Below are 22,513 nucleotides of genomic sequence, written 5' to 3'. Positions count from 1 at the left end.
TTAGTGTAACAAACATTCCCAAACACCGCTTTGGGTGCATTTCACTTTAAAACTTTTATCAATTATCAGAATGTAAATTTACAAAAATAACTAAATAATGTAAAATATAGTTTATATGAATCAGATGTTTTTTGGGGGATATAAATGAAAAAGAAAACAAATTTACTATTTATAGGAATTGTATTTTGTACAATAGTTTTACTCGCAGTATTTATTAAAAAAAATGTTTTATTCAGTGATGCAGATATTTTTATGTTAAGCGATAAAATTCAAATACAGTATGAAGATAGCTATATCGAATTAACTAATTTTAAACTTGAAGATGACATTGCGAAAATTGAATTAATGGGTTCTTTAGGTAATCCTTCTGATTGGAAGGAATTAACGCTCTTAATTAACTCTCACGAATATCCATTAAAAACAAATGTAGTTACAAGTGTTACTGGAGAAGAGTCGATAAATATGATTACATCTATTGGCGAATTAGATTCAGAAATGTTAAAAGAAGGTAATTCTGTATATTTATTAACTCCATATGAAAAAATAGAAATTAATTACACAAAAAAGAATATCCTCTATTATTAGCAAGGTTAAAAGGATTTATAATGTATACAAAATAAATCTAATAAACGTTCCCAAATAAAAGTTTGGGAATACATGAAATATGCGTAAATGTTGTTACACCAACGTTTTGCGCCTTTTCTTATGCACATTATCTATATGCTGTTTTATGCACTTTCTTTAAAAGTAAGTTATAGCAACAGTTTGAATGCATTTTTGACATAACTACCTTGATAACTTTAATGAATAAAATCATGCATAAAATACGAAGTCTTATCGTTGTAAAGTAAAGGTTTTTAGATGTATTTATAGAAATATAATAATTAGCTTTTTTAATAATTTAGGAGTTGAATTATGATAATAAGAGATATGAACTTATCAGATATTGAAAAAATCAGAGCTATTGCAATTGAAACTTGGAAGGATACATATAGTAGTTTTATTCCAGAAGTAATACAAAATAAAGTTTTACAGGATGCCTACTCTGATGAAGAAATGGATAATCGTTTTAAAACTTCTTTAAATTTAGTGATTGAAAGTAATCAAGAAATTATGGGTTATGCTTTTTTCTCAGGAGATTTATTAAATAATGAAGTACTTTTAGAGTCATTGTACATCCACCCTAATCACCAAGGAAAAGGGATTGGTAAACAATTAATGAAAGCTGGAATTTCAAAATATAAAAACCCAAAAACTATGTCGTTAATCGTTTATAAAGGGAATGCCAGTATTTCATTTTATGAAAAAATAGGATTTAAGATAGTTAAAGAAAACAACGGCGATTTTTTTGGACACCCAATAGTATTTATAGTAATGAAAAAAGAATTGGATAACTGAAATCCTAGTTAGCATTTTACTCAAATTAAAGCTTATGATCAGTATGTCCCAAAATGAATGTGTGGGAAGGGGATAGACTAACTAAGTCAGACGCACTTCCGAAAATTGAGGCAGAAATCAAAAGTACCCTCGAAAAAAATTAAAGCTAACATCTGCCTTGATTCATCACGAATCGTAAATGTTAGCTTTCTTTTAATTCTTTTGTACCTCGCTTCAATTGTAGCGAAATGTCAAAATGGTCTGAAGCCAGCTGAAATTTATTTATTTGTTGTGATATCCACAATCAATTGTGTACTATTCCATTCAACAGTCGCTCCTAAAGCTTCACCGATAAGGCGTAACGGCACCATAGTTGTGTTCTTATAAGTTTCTGCTGAATGAGATAAACTTATTGAACTATTAACGCCATCTGTAGTAACATAAGCTATTTTATTTCCAACAGTGAGCGTAATCTTTTTAGAACCTTTATTTGCCGTAATTGTTTTTGTACTACTGTTGTATTCTATAGTTGCACCTAAATCTTCAAAAATTGCTCTCATTGGAACTAATGTTGTACCGTTTTTCATGTAGGCACTTGGGTTGTAACTTTTCCAATTATTATCAATATACACGTCGACAGCCGTAAGTACAGGTTCAGGTACGTAAGTGGATTTTATGTATTTGATAGAACTACTAGAGCTACTCGAACTTTTAGAGCTGCTAGCGCTTGATTTTGTGGAACTGCTGCCACCATTGTGAGAGTGGTATCCGCTACACAAGCCTTTAGATATAGACTTTTGACTACAATTATGACCTCCGCTAGAATCCGTTCTACCAGAATGAGCTTCTGTAAAAGGACTAGAAATAACAAATAAAACAAAAATGGTTAGTACAGATATTAATTTCTTCATTTTCAACCTCCTAATGGAAAAATATGTTTTTATTATAAAGCTAAACTCTATTAATTACCATATATTAGTTATTTTGGAAAAATAAAAATATAAAATTTACTGTACCGGGTGCACACACAATTTAGAGATTGTGAAAAAATATACTTAAACTAATGGCGCAAGTTTAAGAATAGACAGGGTTTTCATGGTGTTTTGTCGAATTAGTTCCACTAATAATTAAAAATGAGGTGGATTTTTTATGGAATTTATAATAGATAATGAATATTTTAACAAAGCAATTTCAGATGTTAGTAAAGCTGTATCTTTAAAGACACCATTTCCAATTTTGACAGGTATAAAGATGACCGCTTGTGATAATTGCTTAATCCTTGTAGGAAGTAATTCTGATATTGTTATTGAAAAGATTATTCCATTTACAATTGATGGAGTCCAAGTATTGGATGTTTATAAAACAGGGAGTGTTGTAATTTCTGCAAAATATTTAAGTGAAATCGTTAAGAAACTACCAGATAAAATACATTTTAAAGTAAACGAAAAACAATTAGTTACCATTCAATCCAATGAAATTATTACAAACCTACAAGGATTTAGTGCCGAGGACTACCCTAGTTTTCCTCAAATTGACGAAGCCGAGTATATCGAAATACCCAGTGTTGAATTAATTGAAATTATTAAACAAACTGTGTTTGCAGTCTCAAAGAGTGAGTCTAGACCTGTCTTGACAGGAGTGAATATGTCATTCAAAGATAATCAACTTACATGTGTTGCAACTAATTCCCAACGTTTAGCGTTAAGAGAGCTTGCAATAGAATCAAGTTTAAATGGCTCATTCATTGTTCCAGGTACAAGTCTAAACGAGCTTACCAAATTAATTAATAATGAATCTGGTGTAATACATATTTTTGTAATAGACAACTATATAGTATTTAAATTAAATACAATCTCGCTTTTCTCAAGGTTAATTGGTGGTAATTATCCTAATGTCTCTGGATTATTACCAAGTAACTCGAAGACAATAATTACTCTCAACACAAATCAGCTATTAAAGGGTATTGATAGAGCTTGTCTTTTTGCAAGCGAATGGAAAAATAACAATGTAAATTTAGAAATCAATGATGGTACAAAAATAAAAATTTCCTCAAACTCTTCAGAAATAGGAAAAATAGAAGAAACTCAAACTATTAAGACCATTAATGGTGAAATAGACTTAAGTATTTCACTTGATGGAAGTTTTTTAATGGATGCCTTAAAGGTAATAAAAGAAGAAGAGATAAGAATAAGTTTTGGTGGTCCAATGAAACCCATCTTAATTGAACCTATTGACAATTCTTCTTTCATTCATCTTATTTCACCAGTACGATCATATTAAATAGACCAGGGTACTTTAGTGCAACAAGGATTTATCCTACATATTAAGGCGTGTTAAAATCTAAGTAACTATCATTTTGATAAATTGCATGCCATTACATACCAATTTTAAAGGAGCTTTCTATGAATTTTATAATAAAAACATTTGATCAATTAACAACGACAGAGCTATATGCCATATTAAAGGAGCGTACACAAGTTTTTGTCGTGGAGCAAAATTGTTCGTACTTAGAAGTAGATGGGAAAGATTTGAAATCGTATCATTTGTACAAAGAACAAAATGGCGAAGTGATTGCCTATTTACGTATTTCGCCTCCAGGGGTGAGTTACACGGAGCTTTCGATTGGGCGCGTACTTGTGAAAAAGGAGAATCGCGGGCAAAAGCTTGCACAGCAAATGATGACGTATGCACTTCAATTTATTCATAACGAATTACATGAAACAACCGTCAAAATTCAAGCACAGGAATATTTACGTGACTTTTATGGATCATTTGGCTTTGAGGCCATTTCTGACGTGTATTTAGATGACAATATTCCACATATTGATATGTTATTAAAAAAATAGTGTGAATAGCTGTACCAAAAACTTTGTCTGTAGATAAAGCGCTTAGACTGTTCGGGGGGGCAGTACGAATTCTAAAAAGTCATATAAAATTCAATAAATTCCAAAATTCAAACTTCATATAATTCGCAAAAACCTTGATATAAAAGCGTTTATAGAGGATAAATGTTACTGTTTTGCATAAAAGCATCCAAACAGCAACATTTATTCTTTTTTTGTTTTGGAAAGATTACAGAAGATTACGGCTACATTGTAAAAGGTCCAATAGAAGTTAGTGGGATTCTTACGGAAAAACTAGAATTTCATCGGAATTAGGTAGGTCGATGAGAATTGAACATAATCATGGAGGAAAGTTTCGTGGATAAGATTAAGTTTTTTGTTTTAGGTGTCGTTACGACTGTATTATTAACGACAGGATTTAGTGCTTTTGCAGCAGGCAATGTCGCACAACAATTGAAAGTATATTTCAATAATATAAAAGTGGTTGTTGATGGCTCTCCAGCAAGTTTAGGGAAAGATTCTACTGGTAAAGAAAATGAAGCATTCATTTATAACGGTACAACTTATTTACCTATTCGCGCTGTCAGTGAAGCTTTAGATAAAGAGGTTTCATGGGATGGTAAAACAAGTACAGTTTATGTTGGTGAAAAGCCAGGTCAAGTGAATTATTTAATGCAGTATGGATATGCTGGTGATGGTAATGTATTCGATGGTACAAGTTCTAAATCATTTGAAATGGGTGGGAATTCATATAATAAAGGATATGTATTACAAGATGATTACTATCAATTATTTAATTTAAATGGTCAGTTTAGCTTATTAACTTTTGAATACGGTTCTTCGTATGTAGATAATCTTCAAAGAAGTAACAAATTAGAAATCTATCTAGATAATCAATTATTTGATACTCTTATAATACCTGGTGGGCAACTTCCAAAAGAATATAATTTACCTGTCAAAGGGGTTAATCAAATTAGATTCCAATCTGTATATAATGAAAGTGGATGGAATAGGTTTGGTATTGCAAATCCAATTTTAAATAAATAGATAGTCTGTCTTAAAACCCAAGGGCACAGAGTATAGAACAAGGAATTGTTCAACTTTGTGCCTTTTATTATTAACATAAGTGGACAATCTTATGGCAACAGGGCAAATCTTAATTGTTATATACTGGATCAAATGATAAAGGACTATCATTGATGATGAACGAAATTGGAATGGTAGAGGTTATGTTGGTGTATAGGTAATTACTTGCACGGGGTACAAACACAAAAGGTGGTTGCTCGAACACGTGCATATGTTTAATAGGATTTATTTATTTACTTTCTGCTTCAGGAGCTAGTTGGTGGATTATTATTATTATCATAATTCTAATCTTAGTGTTTTTTAAATTTAATATTTTATAGAGTAGCAGCTATATGCTGCTACTCTATAAAATAATTTTGTTTTTCCCAGTTCCAAAAAGCCACTACGGAATAAGCCTTTTGTTGAACCTCATCTTTTTCATCATCGATATGTACCAGTCTCACCGATTAAAGTGAGAGGTTTTTTTAAAACAATGATTCAATTATTTTTAGAACTTTACCATCTGAGAACAAATAATTATCTGAATTTTTTTTACTACCACCGTATTCGTAAGGAGTTACATTTAATTCATTATCGATTCTAAAGCCAAATTCTCTTTCATTTTCATTTTTGATCGTAATCCAATAACTTTCTGAATCATCTTTATTACTTCCCTTAGCCTTCTTTACATCAGTATCTAACAAAGCAGCTAACAGATTTTCTTTGGGATTTTCTTCTATTATAGTCACTTCTTTATCATCAGAACCCCTTATTACATTTATTTCACTTACATTTTCAGCTCTAATTACATCAGGAAACTCTTCTCTCAAAGTTGTTTCTTTATATTATGTTAAACCTTGTTAGTAATTGTTATATTCAACACAAAAGATATAACACCCATTTGTAAGCGGACGTTTCAGTATACTTTTTAGCAAGTGGCCCCATCACATCAACATAGTAGGCAATACTTAATAAAACCATAGAGAAAGTCCCCAAACGACGCGAATATAGCGAAGAAAATATCCAGTTTTTAGAGTATCTCTGTAACATGAAGTCCATGGGGAAATCTTTAGAAGAATCTGCCGAACGTGTAGCGACTTTATATCGCATGAATTTATCTATAGCGCAACCCGCTATCCCGCTACAAGAAGAAAATATATTGGTGGAATTCATGAAAGCACAACATGAATTTAATCAAAAACTAATAGAACAGCTAAACAAAATCGAACAACGACAAAATGAACGAGATCAAAATTTAATGCAAGCTCTTCGGGAATCCCAAGAAACAAAAAAGCAGCTTATAGCTGCTCATCAAAAAAAATGGTGGAACTTTTGGAATTAATAAAAATTATTTCCTCAAAATACTATAATTTGTATTTATTTTACATTTTTTATATACTTGAAATAATAACTTAAGGAGGATTACATGAAAAAATTCAAACTGTTTTTAATACTAAGCATCGTTGGACTACTTGGTATCGTGTTGACTTTAAGTCAACCTATTGCTTTAGCTAACTCTGGAGAAACAACAACGGTATTAGAACAAAAAAGAACAATAGTTGAACCAATGACATTAGCAACAGATACAACAGAAGTAACAGAAGAAGGAAAAGAAGAACCTTTATTTACAACATATGGTGTAGATAAGACTGAAACTCTAAGTTTAGGTGTAGGAAAAGGTTGGAGTACTTCTTTTAAAATGAATAACTGGATAAATAGTGACCATAATGCATTTAACGTTAAAGTTTCAAATGTTAGCGGAAAATATAAATACATTATTAATGGTTCAAATGGCTACCAATATGAATCAAGTGAAATGACATCTGGAAATACTTGGACTACTAATCACGCTAATCTAGATGTTACTTATACAATCACTATTGTTAATACAGGTCCGAATTCTTTAAGTGCTAAAGTTAACATTACAAGCTTCATTAATTAAGCTAAATAAACTTTAACGTTTTTTCAGTTTAATTAAAAAAAGAAGAGTAGCAGCATGTAGCTGCTACTCTATAAAATAGTTTTGTTTTTCCCAATTCCAAAAAGCCACTACAGAATAAGCCTTTTGTTGAACCTCATCTTTTTCATCATCGATATGTACCAGATCCCCATCTTCTGCATCATCTAAAAAAGCATGCACCGGGTGCAAAAACAATTCTGATAATTAACCACAATTTAAAACCCATACTCTCTCCCCAAACCCAATAATTATACATCCCTCCAAAACCTTGATATAATAACCCTCGTGAATATATATACAAACGAAAGAGGTAGATAATATGAATGCTTACGACCAATACATGCGTGAGGTAACAAAACCAATGCGTGACGAATTAGAAAATGCGGGCTTTACTCAATTACAAACAGCGGATAGTGTCCATGAATTTATGGCGGAAACAAAAGGGACTTCTTTAGTTGTCATTAACTCAGTTTGTGGTTGTGCGGCTGGTTTAGCTCGTCCTGCAGCGCGTGAAGCGGTAGCGGAAGTGAAGCCTGATAATTTAGTAACAGTATTTGCGGGCCAAGACCCAGAAGCAACAGTTGCAATGCGCGGTTACTTTGATGAAGTGCCAGCAAGCTCACCGTCAATGGCAATTTTAAAAGATGGTCAATTAGCGTACTTCATTCCACGTGATCAAATCGAAGGTTATCCAATGGAGCAAATTCGTGACCATTTAGCAGACGTATTAAAGAAAATATGTGCAGAGTAACAATTGTTACGACTGCGGGAAGACCAGACGCCGAGTCGCTTCAGCTTGCACAACAGGCAAGTGAAGCGCTCGATGTCAAAGTCATTCCACGTCAAAAACGGGCGGTGCGAAAAATGGCGGAGCAGTATGATGCCAATATCCTCGTAGCGGGCAAAAACCGTTTTGAATATTATGCGTTGGGTGCAGAAGCGCCTTTCTTTTACCATCCCAATTCTGCAGCTTTCCGTCTAAAACGTGTGGCGCGCGGGGAGGATGAGCCATTACTTACGGCTTGTGACTTACATAAAGGGGATACATTTTTAGATTGTACGCTCGGTATAGGTTCGGATAGTTTGCTTGCGGCATACGCAGTAGGTAAAGAGGGAAAAGTAGTAGGGCTTGAAGCGGATCAAAACGTCGCATTTATCGTGAAAACAGGGATGCAAATGTATGATACTGCTGAGTTGCCACTAACGCACTGTATGCGTGATATTGAAGTTGTGCATGCAACTGCGCTAGACTATTTAAAGTCTCAACCAGATGCCAGTTTTGATGTTGTCTATATGGACCCGATGTTTGAAGAAGTCATCGAAGAGTCGACCAACTTTGAAGTACTACGTCATGCAGGTAGCCATATTTCGTTAAGTGAAGCGTGGGTTCGTGAAGCACTTCGTGTAGCGAAAAAGCGAGTTGTTTTAAAGGCCCATTACAAATCGGAATGGTTCGAGCAATTTGGTTTTGTACGAGATGTTCGTCTATCTGCGAAATTCCATTATGGTGTCAAACTTAAATAAAGACAAAAAGCCGTGAAGTCAGCAATCTTTGTAAACTTCACGGCTTTTGCTATTTAAATTAATTCTTCTTAGCGAATTTATCAATTTTTAATTATCTTCAAATTCGTGATTTACTACTTTCTCATTATAAAACTTAAATGTCTGCCAGTTCCGCGGTCTTGTCGGTATGAAAAACCATCTTCACTCATAAACGTACACATTGTATCTAAGACAATATTCTCAGAAGGGACACCGGCTAATTCACATTGCTTTTTCACCGTTTTCTGATTGTCGATATGGTATTTATTTGTTGTTTCATTAAAATACATAAATTCACCCGCATAGCCAAGTGCTTTAAATTTGTCATACACATCAAAGTCCACTTCAAATTTTTCCTGACTAATTGCAGGGCCAATAAAGATTTTTAAATCCACCATCTCACAGTTTTCTTGAGCTTTTAAATGCGCTAACAACTTGGATGTAATTTCTTTAATCGTTCCTTGCCAGCCAGAGTGAATCGCACCGATTAAATTTGTTTTTTCATTGTAAAACAGTACGGGCACACAATCAGCTGTAAAACTACTAATCACAACATTCGGTTCATACGTATAAAGCGCATCTGTATCAGTAACTGCATTTTCATTGGACGAAGCACCCAGTCCAATATGTTCCTTTTCAACATGGAAGTAGTTTGCGCTATGCGTTTGGTTCGCACAAACAAATTGCGATACACCAGATTTTAAAATGTCCGCTAATGCTTGTCGGTTTTCTAAAATATTGGCTTGGTTTTGGCATACGTGAAGAGCCATATTATTTTCTTCAGCAAGAGAGGCATCCTTTAAAGTAACCCCTACAACACGCTGATCGTTATTTTCATAAAATTTAAGCTTCATTATGTTTCTCCCTTTGTCATTTAGTATAATTATAGAAAAGCGGGTGGTGGTCGTTTGAAATCATGGCAAATTATACTGACAGGTTTATTACCATATTTCGTAAGTTTTTTTAGCTTTTTTGCCATTGCACATGTTAAATACGGGATCAGTTGGAATGGCGATGCGTTTTTCTTTAGCTGGTCAGTATTGTTTTTTGCTATCATCCCATATTGTTTTTTCATTTTACCTTGGTATTACGTTCAGTATATCATGCTTCATCATTATAATAAGCGTGCATTTTACTATGGAACGTTGGCGATTTGTATGTTGCAACCCATCATCTTTTCGATTTTCTTAAAAGTACGTATTGGAAGTCCTGAATTTTTTGAACGTGTTTCACCGATACTTATTATAGGCATCTTTACATCAATGATTTGTATTCGAATCTTTTACCAACCGGATAGTGAAAAGGTTGAAACGAAATGAAGAGTCCGAAATAGGAGGAGTTGGTTATTTGAAGTTAGCAATCGAATGGCATTATGAAACAGCCAAAAAACATTCAACCATTTTTAAAAGTGAGGCATTACCTGCAGCACATGCGTATTTACTCGTAGAAGATATCTTAAAGACCGGACGTGTAAAAGAAATAATAATGACAGATGAACATGACAGTACGTGGACGTTAAAAGAACTTAAGAAATACTTAAACGAGCTTGAGACAGAGCCACATGAGGTCATTGTCTATTTTGATGGAGGCTTTAACCGTGAGCAAAATTTATCGGGACTTGGCGCGGTCATCTATTTTAAGCAAAGTGGTAAGCCGTACCGCATTCGAGTGAATCAGCAGGCCGAATATTTAACGTCCAACAATGAGGCAGAATATGCGGCGCTTTACTTTGCAATTGAGCAGCTAGAAGAATTGGGTGTGCATCATCAAACGATTAAAATATTTGGTGATTCGCAAGTGGTCATCAATGAATTGAACGGGGAATGGGCTGTGACAGATTCTGTGCTGTCCAAGTGGGCAGACAAAATCGAACACAAGCTTGCAAAACTTGGACTACAAGCGAATTACGCATATGTAGAGAGAAACAAAAATTCAGAAGCCGATCAATTAGCCAATCAAGCGTTAAATGGAATCGTCATTCATGCACAGAAGGACATAAGAAAAAAGTGAATTCGCATTCAAACGAATTCACTTTTAGCTTCCCAACAAGGAGCCTTAATTGGTGAATTGAGAGAAAGAAAATTTTCTTGTGGTTTTCATTGTCGTCATTGTGGAAGTACAAAAAGATTGGAACAATCCAATCTTTTTGAGAGTAATGTACATATTATTCAATCACCTGAATCAATCGGCCAAAAAAGCCAAATTGCGATTGAAAAATAAATAAAATAGCACTTTCTTAACTTGTATCAATTGTTAAAATGAGTAAAGTAAAGAAGAGTAATAGAGATGAGGCCATAAATTGGGGATTTGGATTGTTATTATATTGGTAGTAGCAGTAGTATTCATGCTTTTCCAAGCTGAATTGACATACATAAAAGCAGATAAATCAAAAAAAATGAGTAACAAAATACGTGAGGAGGAATAACGATGATACGTTCTGTCGGTGCTGGTAGTTCTGGATTAAGTAATCAAACACGTCGTAAATCGCAGCCTGAACAAACGATGCCTTTTCCGCCAATTGATAAAGGTGGCATTGCAAGCAGTGAAGATGAAATTCGTAGCGTAAAAACCGAACAAGCGCCAATGATGGTTGGCGTGAAAGCAAAGGCGTCCTTAAAATCAATCTTTGATGAAGATAATGGCGTTGTAAAATTGAATGCGGACGGGGATCGTTTAGAAGTAAGCAAACGCGCGATCACACTCGCAAAAGAAAAACTATTTGGATAAATAAATTTAAATCAGGTGGTAATTCAAATGAATTGAATTGCCCCCTGATTTTTTTCGTACTACATTGTGTTTCTACACAAAAAATATACCATCCATTAGAAGCATATCCGCTAAATTCATTTACCGATTGCTTCGGATATTTTTAATTTCAGAAAAGTTGTTGACAAGAAATAGCAATGTATGGTAAATTTATTTCGAATTCAAGATAAATAGTTTCGAAGTAAAACGAAACAATTATCTTAGCGTGACTCTATCTAATTAAATAGAGTAAAATTTTTTAACTATATATCTCAATTTCGAGATAATGAAAATGGAGGAAATTAAACATGACAAGTTGGACAGTGGACAAATCGCATTCTACAGTTGGTTTTGAAGTGAAGCATATGATGGTATCGAAAGTGAAAGGGCAATTTATGGATTATACAGCGAATGTTGAAGCCGCGGATTTAGCAGATTTAACTTCCGCATCAGTTGCTTTTACATTTGACGTAGCTTCGATTAACACGAATAGTGAAGATCGCGATAATCATTTAAAATCAGCAGATTTCTTTGATGTTGAACAATACCCAACGATCTCATTCCAGTCAACAAACATTACTAAAGCCGGTGATGACTATGAGGTGACAGGTGATTTAACAATTAAAGATGTAACGAAACCCGTTACTTTTGAAGTAGAATATGGCGGAAATGGGAAAAATCCATGGGGTGTCCAAGTTTACGGATTTGAAGCACAGACTAAAATTAACCGTGAAGAATTTGGTTTAACTTGGAATGCAGCATTAGAAACAGGTGGCGTATTAGTAGGAAAAGATATTAAAATCAAAGTGGAATTAGAAATAAATCCAGGAGCTTAAATTACTTTTATGCAACATGCGTTTATAGCGCATGTTGCAATTATAAAATTACGATTTGAGTAAATTGAAATGGGGAAATAAGATATTATGAGCTTTGATCAATTAGTAAATGCACGTCATTCGGCGGTAAATTTTATCGCAGAGGAAAAAATGACAGAAGAGGATTTCAAAAAAATATTTGATTTAACGAAACTTGCACCTAGTGCGTATAATTTGCAGTTTACGGATTACTTAGTCATTACGGATGAACAGAAAAAAGAGCGTGTTATGGAACTTAGTTACAATCAATATAAAATACATACAGCTAGTGCAGTGGTTATCGTAATGGGAAATAAAAATAGTATTGAAATGCCAGAAGTAGAAAAAATTTATGAGCCATTAAAAATGCTAAAGATGTTGAACGATGTTGATTTTGAAATGACTATGAATACAATTAAAAATTATAGTGAGGGGTTAAAAGAGAACCCCAATGAATTATCAATGGAATTAGCAAGAAATGTTGGCTTACATGCTATGCTGTTTATGCTAAGTGCCAAACATTATGGATTTGATACATGTCCAATGCATGTCCACAATACAGAACAGCTAAGAAAAGAGTTCTCTATTCCAAATCATTTGGAACCATTTATGATGATTACAATTGGGAAAAGTGTGGATAAAGTGCGTTCTCGAGGATATCGTAAGCCAGTTGGAGAATTTGTTCAGTTTAACGGCTATTAATCAGCTCTTTAAAACTAAATACATATTTATAAATAAAAAAAACTCCAGTGAAAAGGGAAGACCCTTCATCACTGGAGCTTTTTGTATATTATTTGATTAACTTTTTCTCGCCAGCAATACCTGGTTGAGTTAATTCAAATGGGTTTAAGATAATGTCTAATTGTTCTACTGTGAAGTAGTTATATTCTAAGCATAATTGGCGTACTGATTTACCACTGTGAAGTGCTTCACGCGCAATTTGGCTTGAACGTTCGTAGCCTAAGTGCGGTGCAAGAGCAGTTACAACACCGATTGAACGTTCTACGTAGTCATGCATACGATCTTCATTTGCTTCGATATGATCTAGGCAGTGTTTTGTAAATACAGTGAAGCCGTTTGTCATAATTCCGATTGATTGTAATAAGTTGAACACAAGAACGGGTTCCATTACGTTTAATTCGAATTGACCTGCTTCAGATGCTAAAGAAATTGTTAAGTCGTTACCAATGACTTGGAACGCGATTTGGTTAATTACTTCTGGCATAACAGGGTTTACTTTACCTGGCATAATTGAAGAACCTGGTTGACGCTCTGGTAAGCGAATTTCAGCAAAGCCTGCTTTTGGACCTGAAGCCATTAAGCGTAAATCATTACAGATTTTTGACATGTTTGTCATGGCGATTTTTAACATCGCAGATACTTCTGAATACGTATCTGTATTTTGTGTACCATCAATTAAGTTATCTACTTTAATGAATGGGAAGTTACTGTACTCTGCAATATTTTTAACAGCAATTTTCATGTATTCAGGGTCTGCGTTTAAGCCAGTACCGATAGCTGTTGCACCGATATTGATTTGTAGCATAGATTGCTGTGCTTTTTTAATACGAACGATATCACGTGCAACAACTGCTGCATATGCACCGAACTCTTGTCCTAAACGAACTGGAACAGCGTCTTGTAAATGCGTGCGACCCATTTTTACGATTGAATCAAATTCTACTGATTTTTGGATGAAGCTATCACGCATCGTTTCCATAGCAATGATTAAGTTATCTAATGTTGTAACCGTTGCAATATGAATTGCTGATGGGAAAGCATCATTTGTTGATTGTGCCATGTTAACGTGGCTATTTGGGCTGATAATTGAATAAGAGCCTTTTTCTTCCCCTAAAATTTCTAATGCGCGGTTGGCAATAACTTCGTTTGTATTCATGTTCATCGAAGTACCAGCGCCGCCTTGGATTGGATCAACTACGAATTGGTCATGTAGTTTTCCGCTAATAATATCGTCAGCTGCTTGTGCAATCGCGTTGGCAATTTTTGAATCTAATTTACCGATTTCTGCGTTTGCTAATGCTGAACTTTTTTTAACGATGGCAAATGCACGAATTAATTCTGGATGCATTGTCATTTTAGTGATTGGGAAGTTTTCTAATGCACGAGTTGTTTGAACGCCATAATATACGTCCTTTGGAATTTCTAATGTGCCTAAAAAGTCTTTTTCAATACGTGTACTCATAATGTACGAACCCTCCAAGAGAATGGTGTAATAGTTATATAAACAAGCCTATTATACGTCAAATTTCGCATAAAACACACTTGCTGAATTATTAGACTATTTAACATCGTCATGTCAGATAGAAATAGAATAATAATCATCTACATATTGTTATTATTCTCTCTAAAAAACATTAATTTTATGACACATCTTGTTTTTTTGTGTAAAAAAATTTTTAAAATTGATACTTTAGCATGACATGAATCGTAAAAGATATTTTAGCGAACAAGCCTTATCTAAATTACCTTATTAGAAAAAAATTTTTTATTCCAAAATAGAGTGACGCAAAGTGCAGGGGGCGACTCCTTGGGGATTAAGCGTGCGCGCAATATCTACTTGTTACTTGCCGCCGTGGAGGCAAGTAACAAGTTAGATGGAGCCACGCCCCCAGGAAAGCGTCCCCCGTAGCGTAGCAGAACGGGCTTTATTAAACAGGAATCCATTGAATCCTCGAATTATGGTGATAAGCCAAATGAATCTATAAATTAACAATTTTGGAAAATGTAGAATTGTGTGGAGAATGATTTATTTTGTAACAATGTGCTACTATAGAATAAAACTTCGCAGAAAATTATGAACATTTGAAGGTGGGGAAGCCAAATGAATTTTTCATTTCAAAATATCCATGTATTTGCAGAGCTTGAAAAAGAGACCGAGGATTTCAAACATTATAAGCTAGATGAAGTAAAGGGGCGCTATGATAGTAACTTTCTTGAATTTAAAGTGATACCGACACTGTATCAATTTCAAGATGCAGAGCGCTACTTAAAACAATTTCACCGTTTTCGGGGGACAACTATTTTTGAAGTTTGTTTTTCCAACAGATAATGAGATTCCATTTGAAATAAGACATTATTTAAGCGAGCAAGGTTATATGATTGAGATTATGGAAATGTATGCGATTCAACCGAATGTTTTTACGAAAGAAATTCTAGATATAACAGTAGTAGTTGAATTTTTAACAGAACATGATCTTTCAGGTTATTTGGCGCTCCATTATGACGAGGAATTTAGATGGGGAGAATCGTATGAACGAGACAAACAAAATATGCTAACACGTAATTTTAATGAACATCGTAAAGTTCAGATCATCGCGAAAATCGATGGCCAAGTTGTTGGATCAGTCGATGTCATCGTTGAGAAAGAGACGGCAGAAATCGATAATCTTTATGTGCAGCCACACTATCAACGACGGGGTATCGGTACAAAGCTCCAACAATTTGTCATGGAACAATATCATGATAAATCGATTCTATTAGTAGCTGACGGAGAAGACACCCCACGTGAAATGTATACAAAACAAGGATATTCCTATATAGGAAAGCAATATAGTGCCATAAAAATGAATTTAGATTAGTACTCAATTGGGGGAAAATAGGATGAAAATTTTACAAAATGACATCGTGAAACTCGTACCGATTCAATCTGAACACGTAGAGGGTATATGGAAGGTTTGTCAACACGCTGAAATTTGGGAGCATTTATCAGTTACGTTAATGGATTATGAAAGTGTTGTGCAGTATGTGGATAGAGCGGTAAAAAATAGGGAAGCACAAACAGATTTCTCATTTGTCATTGTCGATGTCCAAACAAATGAAATTATCGGTTCGACAACCTTTATGGATTTTTCGGTTCAGCATAAGCGTACAGAAATAGGGTCTACGTGGATTACACCAAACTATTGGCGCACAAGTATAAATACAAATTGTAAGTTTTTATTGTTTCAATATGCATTTGAAGAGCTTAATCTAAATCGTGTTCAAATCAAAACAGGACATGAAAATTTCCGTTCACAAAAAGCCATTGAACGTCTTGGTGCGACAAAAGAGGGGATCTTGCGTAATCATATGATAAAAAAAGATGGGTTGGTTCGTCATACGGTTATGTATAGCATCATTAAAGAAGAATGGCCGGAATTAAAGCAACGTTTTATTGATCAATTACTATAAAAAAATCGTGCTTGAGTGTAAATGCTCAGGCACGATTTTTTAGATTATAGCGTAAATTTCTTTACAACTTCGTTTAACTCTGTTGCCACATGGGCTAAGCCTCTACTTGAGTGATTCATATCTTCCATAGCAGCAGCTTGTTGTTCAGATGCAGCTGAAACCATTTCGCTGTTTGTCGAATTACTAATGGCAATAGATAAAATGGAATCGGCACTTGATGTAAATGTGTTAAAGTCACCGACAATTTCTTCAACAGCATGTGTGGCTTTTGTCATTACTGGTGCGACTTCAGTTGTATGCATTAAAATATCTTGGAATTTATTCGATGTATTTTCTGTAATGGCAAGACCATTTTCAGCTTCTGTATAAACGACATCCATAATTTGAACAGATTCAGCGGTATCTTGTTTAATATTCGCTAAAATAGTCCCTACGGATTTAGTAGCATTCATCGATTGTTCAGCTAATTTACGTACTTCATCAGCAACGACAGCAAAACCTTTACCGTGTTCGCCAGCACGAGCTGCTTCGATTGCTGCGTTTAATGCAAGTAAGTTGGTTTGTTGTGAAATACCTTCAATTGCTTTTAAAATTTCATCAACTTCACCCACTTGATTTGATAATGTTTGAACAACATTATTTGATTGCTGAATCGATTGTTTAATATTTTGCATTTGCGTTAAGTTTTGCTCAACGATTGTCGAACCTTCTTGTGCAACAGTGAACGAAATAGAAGCTAATCGTTGTACTTCTTGAATATTTTTACGAATATCTGCAAAGCCAGTTGCCACGTGATCGATAACAATGGCATTTTCTTCAAGGCGGTATTTCGTTTGCTCTGAGCCTGAGGCAATTTCTTGAATCGAAGCGACAACATGCTCGGCAGCAGAAGTTGATTGCTCGACATTAGCCATTAATTCTTGTGATGTATTATCGACATGGTCAGATGAAGATTTTACTTTTTGTAATACCTCGCGTAAAGAGGCAAATGTCTCGTTAAACGAGTTAGTTAATACGCCAATTTCATCTTTTGATTGATACGTTCCTTGTACGGTGAAATCACCGTGTTGAACTTTATGTAATTGATTGCGTAATTGTTCTAGTGGTTTCGTAATTAATCGTGAAATCATTATGCCTAATGTAATTAAAATAATAATCGAAATAATATTAATGATGACATTGCGAATATTACTCGCATTAGCGGATGCAATACTATCATTTACGATTTGTTCAGACTGTTCTACTTTGTATTGGCGTAATGATTGTAGCGAGGCAATTAAATCTTCACGTGGCGTTTTAACAACTTCTCGGAATAATTTATAGGCCTTATCATTTTCACCTGCTAATGCTAGGCGGATTACTTCATCTTGATTGTTCGTTAGACGTTGTACGGCATCATAGAAATTTGCTAATCCTAGCTTTTCTTCCTCTGTCAGATCCAAATCTTCATAGGATGCTAAGTCAGTTAACACTTGGTCTACACCGTCATCGATTTCACTGTGTAATTGTTTCTTTTCTGCATCATCCGTTGACTTCATCAATGCAATGATGATGCTATCAATACGTAAATTAACAGAAATGGCGTTACTTAACCAGTCGTTTGGAATAAATTTTTCTTCATAAATATCTTCAATATTTTTCGTCATATTACGTGTTTGTACGTAAGATAACCCTGCAATTAGTAGCGTAATCATAATACTGATGACTATCAAAAGTATTATTTTTTTACGAACTTTTAAGTTTTTTAGTAATTTCATGAAATTCTCCCCCATATAAAATTAATATAATGTTAAATCTTATAGTATAAAATTAATAATTACTAGCCTAAATACCTATCGCTAAATAGTTTTTATATTTAGAAATTTAGGTCAATTGGATTTCGTGATGTAACTTATTTTGAGCTTGAACGACTAATTATTTAAAGGATGGAAGGGGGATTAAAATGAAAAACGGTTTGTTACGATCCATTATGTTCGTATTCGTATTCGTTTTATTAACTGCATGTACTGAACAAGAACAGCATACAGATCTAGCTCCTAATAAAGCACAGCCTACTGGAGGACATTCTTCAATTGATAATTCGACACAGCAATTAACTATAAAGCATGAATTACTTTTCCAATTAGCGTTTGTCCCACATGAGTTAGGAACAACTATTTCGGTTATTCAAGATGAACAATTGTATGAATCTTGGGCAGAAATTTCCCAATTCGAATCTGTTCCAACTATTGATTTTGAAAAAGAAGAAGTTTTATTTGTTACTACCTATGCAGATGGATGCGGGCGAGTTTTAGAAAATGTAACAAAGGAAGGCAATCAATTAATGGTTCAACTAAATTATCCAGAAGATATCCGAAACAACAAGCAAATCGTCTGTACTGAAATAGCAGTACCGGTTACATTCGTTGTGAAAATGGACAAAACGGGTTTAACGCATGGCACATTAAAGGATGTCTACCATACCTTATTAGAAAATCAATTATTAATTCAATAATTTCACGTTCAATAATTCTTATTTATGCTTGGAATATGTTAAAAAGTTAGTGGAATTGCTACCAATGTTGTATTGCTCTCACTTGCTTACATTGAATTTTCTATAAAAAGTGCTAGTATTAGTTATCAATAATAGTATTAAACGCGTATTATCAGTAGTCGAATAATCTAGACAACTTATAAGCAACAAATTGCATAGATATCAATGTGAAGATCGCTGTGGATCAAACTACAGACGGGAGCAGTTTCTGGAGAGAGCGCGGGCTACGCGTCGCCGAAGGGTTCATAATCTCAGGCAAAAGGACAGAAGAGTAATGAGAGACGTTATTATTCTTTACAAAGGGTCTGTCCGGAAAGTCATTTCGGGACAGACCCTTTGCGACGAGGATGGTGAGAATTTATTCTGACCACCACAGGAGCACCGCCTTAAGCGGATAATTTATACTCAATTAATGAATTGTCTCAAAAGGTATACCTTTTGGGACAATCACTTTTTTATTTCCAGAAAATTTATCGCTAGATCCGCGAAGTCATACTTATTATTTTACGCTGCGAAAAGGCAGTTGTAGAATTACATCTTACGGAGGGAATCGTCTTGGAACAACATGAATTAAAACGCGATCTTAAAAACAGACATGTCCAGCTAATTGCGATTGGCGGAACAATTGGGACAGGGTTATTTTTAGGGTCAGGAAGAGCGGTCTCACTCGCAGGACCATCCATTATATTGGCGTATTTAATCGTCGGGATTGCACTGTTTTTCGTGATGCGTGCATTAGGGGAGTTATTACTATCTAAAGGCGGCTATTCATCATTTACTGAATTCGCCACGGAATACTTAGGTGAGTGGGCAGGTTACATAACAGGCTGGACGTATTGGTTTTGCTGGATTATGACGGCAATGGCAGACATTATTGCAATCGGCATGTATATGCAGTATTGGTTTGATATACCACAGTGGGTACCAGCTATCCTATGTTTAATCGTATTACTGGCACTCAATCTATTAACTGTAAAACTATTTGGAGAACTAGAGTTTTGGTTCGCCTTAATTAAAATAATTACGATTGTTGCATTAATTGTCATCGGCATTGTGTTACTTATCATTGGCTTTGAAACCGATTCAGGAAAAGTAGCCGTTTCAAATCTTTGGGCGCATGGTGGCTTGTTCCCGAACGGGGCATTCGGTTTCTTAATGGCTTTCCAAATGGTTGTCTTTGCCTTTGTTGGAGTCGAATTAATCGGGGTAACGGCATCTGAAACTGCAAACCCCCAAAAAAATATTCCATCTGCAATCAATAAAATTCCATTTCGAATTTTACTGTTTTATGTAGGGGCATTATTCGTTATTTTAACGATTAACCCATGGGATACTTTTAGCGCGGCAAGTTCACCGTTCGTGCAAGTATTTACATTAGTAGGCATTCCCGTTGCGGCGGGCATTATTAACTTCGTTGTTATTACGTCTGCAGCTTCATCAGGGAATAGTGGTTTGTTTTCAACGAGCCGCATGTTATTTAGCTTAGGAAACAATAAACAAGCTCCAAAAGCTTTTGGTAAATTAAATAAACATAGCGTACCACAAAATGGCTTAATTTTATCAGGAGCGATCGTTTCGGCGGGGGCATTACTAAGCTATTTCATGCCAGAAGATGCATTTAGTATCGTTACAACAGTAAGTTCGATTTGCTTTATTTGGGTGTGGAGTATTATTTTAATTTCACATATCATTTATAAAAAACGTCATCCAGAACTCCATGCAACATCGATTTTCAAGGCACCGTTAACACCATTCATTAACTATGTCGTGTTGGCATTCTTCGTCTTTTTACTCGTTGTTATGGCCATTTCTGATTTAACAAGAACTGCGTTAATGTTCACACCGCTATGGTTTATCCTGCTGTTTGTTCTTTATAAAGTTCAAAAAAAATAGTATTAACATCCGAGCTTCCTATTGAAGGCTCGGATTTTTTTGTGATTCTAACATAACAAAAAAGTCAGCTAGATAACTACCAGACCGTGGCGGTACATATCAATGTTTTGATCAAACGGGGACGATTAAGCAATTTGCTAAATGGAGTGAAGCGGTACCTTCGTTTGATCGTATTCCAGAAATGCTGCGAATGGCGTTACGAAAATGCTTTGAAGGGAGACCGGGTGTTGTTCATTTAGATATTCCTGAAAATATTTTGAATACGAAAGTGAATTGTGAGATTGCGTTTTGGGAGCCTTCACAATATCGCATGATGGAATTACCGAAAGCATCTCAATATCAAGTAGAGCGTGCGGCACAGCTATTGAAGACCGCTAATTTCCCAATTATTCATGCAGGTAGTGGCGTACTGCATTCTGGAGCAAAACAAGAGTTAACGGAAGTCGCAGAGAAATTACAAGCGATGGTCACAACAAGTTGGGCAGGGCGCGGGGCGATGAGTGAAGAAAATCCACTTATGATGCCAATGGTTCACATTGAAGCAAATAATAATGTTCGAAATGACGCGGACGTTGTGCTAATTCTAGGTTCTCGAGTTGGCGAAACGGACTGGTGGGGGAAAGCACCATACTGGAACGCAAATCAAACCGTGATTCAGGTAGATTTAGAGCCTGCTATTTTAGGGGCAAATAAGCCAGCTGAACTATTAATTCAGTCTGATATCAAATCATTTTTACAGCAATTATTACTCGAATTAGAAAGTGACGTTTTACCTTCATTTGATCGTCAACGTGAAGAGCTTATTGAAAAACATATTAGTGCTAGAAAGAGTCACCGAAAAAAATTAGATGAGCATTTAGCAGATAAAAATAAACCGATGAATCCAGCACAAATTCCGCACTTAGCGGGTAAAATTTTCCCTAAAAATACGCCACTTGTTATCGATGGTGGAAATACTGCTATTTGGACGAACTTTTACTATGAAGTTAATGATGAAATGCCCGTAATCTCTACGTTCAAGTTTGGAATGCTTGGTGCAGGTGTAGGTCAAGCGTTAGGTGCAGCTGTAGCAAAACCAAATGGACCCGTTCTTTGTATTATTGGTGACGGCGCAATGGGCTTCCATCCTCAAGAAATTGAAACGGCCATTCGTAATAACTTGCATGTAGTTTATATCGTACTATGTGATAAACAGTGGGGAATGGTGAAGATGAACCAGCATTTCGCATTACGTCCTATTAAAACGATGTTAAAGAAAACATTAGATCCACATGAAAGTATTAATGCCGATTTAGGAGAAATTCGTTTCGATTTAGTAGCTGAAGCAATGGGTGCACACGGGGAGTATGTTGATAACCCAGCTGATTTAGAACAAGCGCTTAAAAAATCGATTGAAGTAGGGAAATGTACAGTAATTCATGCTGAAGTAGATCCAGTTAAGCATATGTGGGCACCTGGACTACGCTTTTTCAAAGATATGCACGCTGAACCGAAAGGAAAATAATAGCCT

At 35.1% G+C, this 22,513-nt stretch carries 27 protein-coding genes and 1 riboswitch; of the genes, 21 read left to right on the top strand and 6 right to left on the bottom strand.

Going from position 1 to position 22,513, the window contains the following annotated elements; genetic code table 11:
- Positions 1-144: 144 nt before the first annotated feature.
- Together DCE79_RS09675 and DCE79_RS09670 are read left to right on the top strand one after the other, a co-directional pair.
- Complete coding sequence (locus tag DCE79_RS09675) at positions 145-585, top strand: hypothetical protein (RefSeq protein WP_108712858.1); 441 nt, start codon at positions 145-147, stop codon at positions 583-585.
- A gap of 330 nt (positions 586-915) precedes the next feature.
- Positions 916-1,398 carry a GNAT family N-acetyltransferase gene (locus DCE79_RS09670; RefSeq protein WP_108712857.1) on the top strand — a complete coding sequence of 161 codons (483 nt, stop codon included), beginning with the start codon at positions 916-918 and terminating at the stop codon, positions 1,396-1,398.
- 257 nt (positions 1,399-1,655) lie between these two features.
- Here the strand turns inward: DCE79_RS09670 and DCE79_RS09665 are convergent, their stop codons facing one another.
- Positions 1,656-2,288, bottom strand: coding sequence for a copper amine oxidase N-terminal domain-containing protein (locus DCE79_RS09665; RefSeq protein ID WP_108712856.1), 633 nt, complete (start codon positions 2,286-2,288; stop codon positions 1,656-1,658).
- 238 nt (positions 2,289-2,526) lie between these two features.
- Between DCE79_RS09665 and dnaN the strand changes: the two genes are divergently transcribed.
- The 3 genes from dnaN to DCE79_RS09650 all read left to right on the top strand — a co-directional run bounded on the left by dnaN (position 2,527) and on the right by DCE79_RS09650 (position 5,267).
- The gene (dnaN, locus tag DCE79_RS09660; RefSeq protein WP_108712855.1) at positions 2,527-3,657 is read left to right on the top strand and encodes a DNA polymerase III subunit beta; all 1,131 of its coding nucleotides are present in this window, start codon (positions 2,527-2,529) and stop codon (positions 3,655-3,657) included.
- Between the two features lie 122 nt (positions 3,658-3,779).
- Positions 3,780-4,223: a GNAT family N-acetyltransferase gene (locus DCE79_RS09655; RefSeq protein WP_108712854.1), complete on the top strand. Its 444-nt coding sequence runs from the start codon at positions 3,780-3,782 to the stop codon at positions 4,221-4,223.
- Positions 4,224-4,577: 354 nt separating this feature from the next.
- Positions 4,578-5,267 carry a stalk domain-containing protein gene (locus tag DCE79_RS09650; RefSeq protein ID WP_159083085.1) on the top strand — a complete coding sequence of 230 codons (690 nt, stop codon included), beginning with the start codon at positions 4,578-4,580 and terminating at the stop codon, positions 5,265-5,267.
- Positions 5,268-5,770: 503 nt separating this feature from the next.
- On the opposite strand, the gene DCE79_RS09645 is transcribed toward DCE79_RS09650, so the two are convergent.
- On the bottom strand, positions 5,771-6,115 hold the full coding sequence (locus DCE79_RS09645; protein ID WP_108712852.1) for a hypothetical protein: 345 nt from the start codon (positions 6,113-6,115) through the stop codon (positions 5,771-5,773).
- Positions 6,116-6,342: 227 nt separating this feature from the next.
- Here DCE79_RS09645 and DCE79_RS09640 point away from each other — a divergent pair, with 227 nt between their 5' ends.
- The gene (locus DCE79_RS09640; protein WP_234417230.1) at positions 6,343-6,627 is read left to right on the top strand and encodes a DUF3967 domain-containing protein; all 285 of its coding nucleotides are present in this window, start codon (positions 6,343-6,345) and stop codon (positions 6,625-6,627) included.
- An 84-nt stretch (positions 6,628-6,711) separates the two neighbouring features.
- Positions 6,712-7,227 carry a hypothetical protein gene (locus DCE79_RS18505; RefSeq protein WP_159083084.1) on the top strand — a complete coding sequence of 172 codons (516 nt, stop codon included), beginning with the start codon at positions 6,712-6,714 and terminating at the stop codon, positions 7,225-7,227.
- A gap of 63 nt (positions 7,228-7,290) precedes the next feature.
- Here the strand turns inward: DCE79_RS18505 and DCE79_RS09630 are convergent, their stop codons facing one another.
- The gene (locus tag DCE79_RS09630; RefSeq protein WP_234417229.1) at positions 7,291-7,425 is read right to left on the bottom strand and encodes a protein rep; all 135 of its coding nucleotides are present in this window, start codon (positions 7,423-7,425) and stop codon (positions 7,291-7,293) included.
- Positions 7,426-7,564: 139 nt separating this feature from the next.
- Between DCE79_RS09630 and DCE79_RS09625 the strand changes: the two genes are divergently transcribed.
- Both DCE79_RS09625 and DCE79_RS09620 read left to right on the top strand, forming a co-directional pair.
- Complete coding sequence (locus tag DCE79_RS09625; RefSeq protein ID WP_108712848.1) at positions 7,565-7,996, top strand: BrxA/BrxB family bacilliredoxin; 432 nt, start codon at positions 7,565-7,567, stop codon at positions 7,994-7,996.
- The gene (locus DCE79_RS09620; protein ID WP_108712847.1) at positions 7,984-8,769 is read left to right on the top strand and encodes a class I SAM-dependent methyltransferase; all 786 of its coding nucleotides are present in this window, start codon (positions 7,984-7,986) and stop codon (positions 8,767-8,769) included. The genes DCE79_RS09625 and DCE79_RS09620 overlap by 13 nt, the downstream gene beginning before the upstream one ends.
- Before the next feature lie 113 nt (positions 8,770-8,882).
- Here DCE79_RS09620 and pgeF read toward each other — a convergent pair whose 3' ends face one another.
- The gene (pgeF, locus tag DCE79_RS09615; RefSeq protein WP_108712846.1) at positions 8,883-9,641 is read right to left on the bottom strand and encodes a peptidoglycan editing factor PgeF; all 759 of its coding nucleotides are present in this window, start codon (positions 9,639-9,641) and stop codon (positions 8,883-8,885) included.
- 54 nt (positions 9,642-9,695) lie between these two features.
- On the opposite strand from pgeF, the gene DCE79_RS09610 reads away from it, so the two are divergent.
- From DCE79_RS09610 to DCE79_RS09590, 6 genes are all read left to right on the top strand, one after another.
- Entirely contained in the window at positions 9,696-10,106 is a 411-nt protein-coding gene (locus tag DCE79_RS09610; RefSeq protein WP_108712845.1) for an ATPase, read from the top strand.
- Between the two features lie 28 nt (positions 10,107-10,134).
- On the top strand, positions 10,135-10,797 hold the full coding sequence (locus tag DCE79_RS09605) for a reverse transcriptase-like protein (protein ID WP_108712844.1): 663 nt from the start codon (positions 10,135-10,137) through the stop codon (positions 10,795-10,797).
- Positions 10,798-11,086: 289 nt separating this feature from the next.
- Positions 11,087-11,212: a hypothetical protein gene (locus tag DCE79_RS18855; protein WP_255417944.1), complete on the top strand. Its 126-nt coding sequence runs from the start codon at positions 11,087-11,089 to the stop codon at positions 11,210-11,212.
- A 2-nt stretch (positions 11,213-11,214) separates the two neighbouring features.
- Positions 11,215-11,514, top strand: a complete 300-nt coding sequence (locus DCE79_RS09600; RefSeq protein WP_108712843.1) for a DNA primase — start codon at positions 11,215-11,217, stop codon at positions 11,512-11,514.
- 326 nt (positions 11,515-11,840) lie between these two features.
- Positions 11,841-12,368 (top strand): YceI family protein, encoded by a 528-nt coding sequence (locus DCE79_RS09595; RefSeq protein ID WP_108712842.1) that lies wholly within the window; start codon positions 11,841-11,843, stop codon positions 12,366-12,368.
- Between the two features lie 87 nt (positions 12,369-12,455).
- The gene (locus DCE79_RS09590) at positions 12,456-13,088 is read left to right on the top strand and encodes a nitroreductase family protein (RefSeq protein WP_108712841.1); all 633 of its coding nucleotides are present in this window, start codon (positions 12,456-12,458) and stop codon (positions 13,086-13,088) included.
- 88 nt (positions 13,089-13,176) lie between these two features.
- Here DCE79_RS09590 and aspA read toward each other — a convergent pair whose 3' ends face one another.
- A complete protein-coding gene (gene aspA, locus DCE79_RS09585) occupies positions 13,177-14,589 on the bottom strand; it encodes an aspartate ammonia-lyase (RefSeq protein WP_108712840.1) in 1,413 nt (470 codons plus the stop codon).
- A gap of 639 nt (positions 14,590-15,228) precedes the next feature.
- Between aspA and DCE79_RS09580 the strand changes: the two genes are divergently transcribed.
- The 3 genes from DCE79_RS09580 to DCE79_RS09570 are packed head-to-tail and all read left to right on the top strand — an operon-like array spanning position 15,229 to position 16,577.
- A complete protein-coding gene (locus DCE79_RS09580) occupies positions 15,229-15,456 on the top strand; it encodes a DUF5613 domain-containing protein (RefSeq protein ID WP_108712839.1) in 228 nt (75 codons plus the stop codon).
- On the top strand, positions 15,431-15,985 hold the full coding sequence (locus DCE79_RS09575) for a GNAT family N-acetyltransferase (protein ID WP_108712838.1): 555 nt from the start codon (positions 15,431-15,433) through the stop codon (positions 15,983-15,985). Before DCE79_RS09580 ends, DCE79_RS09575 begins: the two co-directional genes overlap by 26 nt.
- 22 nt (positions 15,986-16,007) lie before the next feature.
- Positions 16,008-16,577, top strand: coding sequence for a GNAT family N-acetyltransferase (locus DCE79_RS09570; RefSeq protein ID WP_108712837.1), 570 nt, complete (start codon positions 16,008-16,010; stop codon positions 16,575-16,577).
- Positions 16,578-16,621: 44 nt separating this feature from the next.
- Here DCE79_RS09570 and DCE79_RS09565 read toward each other — a convergent pair whose 3' ends face one another.
- Positions 16,622-18,334, bottom strand: coding sequence for a methyl-accepting chemotaxis protein (locus tag DCE79_RS09565; protein WP_159083083.1), 1,713 nt, complete (start codon positions 18,332-18,334; stop codon positions 16,622-16,624).
- 185 nt (positions 18,335-18,519) lie between these two features.
- Here DCE79_RS09565 and DCE79_RS09560 point away from each other — a divergent pair, with 185 nt between their 5' ends.
- The 3 genes from DCE79_RS09560 (at position 18,520) to DCE79_RS09550 (ending at position 22,507) form a co-directional block, all read left to right on the top strand.
- Positions 18,520-19,071, top strand: coding sequence for a dehydrogenase (locus tag DCE79_RS09560; protein ID WP_108712835.1), 552 nt, complete (start codon positions 18,520-18,522; stop codon positions 19,069-19,071).
- 237 nt (positions 19,072-19,308) lie between these two features.
- Positions 19,309-19,387: riboswitch (glycine riboswitch) on the top strand.
- Positions 19,388-19,665: 278 nt separating this feature from the next.
- Complete coding sequence (locus DCE79_RS09555) at positions 19,666-21,003, top strand: amino acid permease (protein WP_108712834.1); 1,338 nt, start codon at positions 19,666-19,668, stop codon at positions 21,001-21,003.
- Between the two features lie 190 nt (positions 21,004-21,193).
- Positions 21,194-22,507 carry a thiamine pyrophosphate-binding protein gene (locus DCE79_RS09550; RefSeq protein WP_369916770.1) on the top strand — a complete coding sequence of 438 codons (1,314 nt, stop codon included), beginning with the start codon at positions 21,194-21,196 and terminating at the stop codon, positions 22,505-22,507.
- Positions 22,508-22,513: the final 6 nt, after the last annotated feature.

The sequence above is a fragment of the Lysinibacillus sp. 2017 genome, from assembly GCF_003073375.1.
In the GTDB taxonomy this organism is placed as follows: Bacteria; Bacillota; Bacilli; order Bacillales_A; family Planococcaceae; genus Solibacillus.
This window is presented reverse-complemented; position numbering and strand designations above follow the sequence as displayed.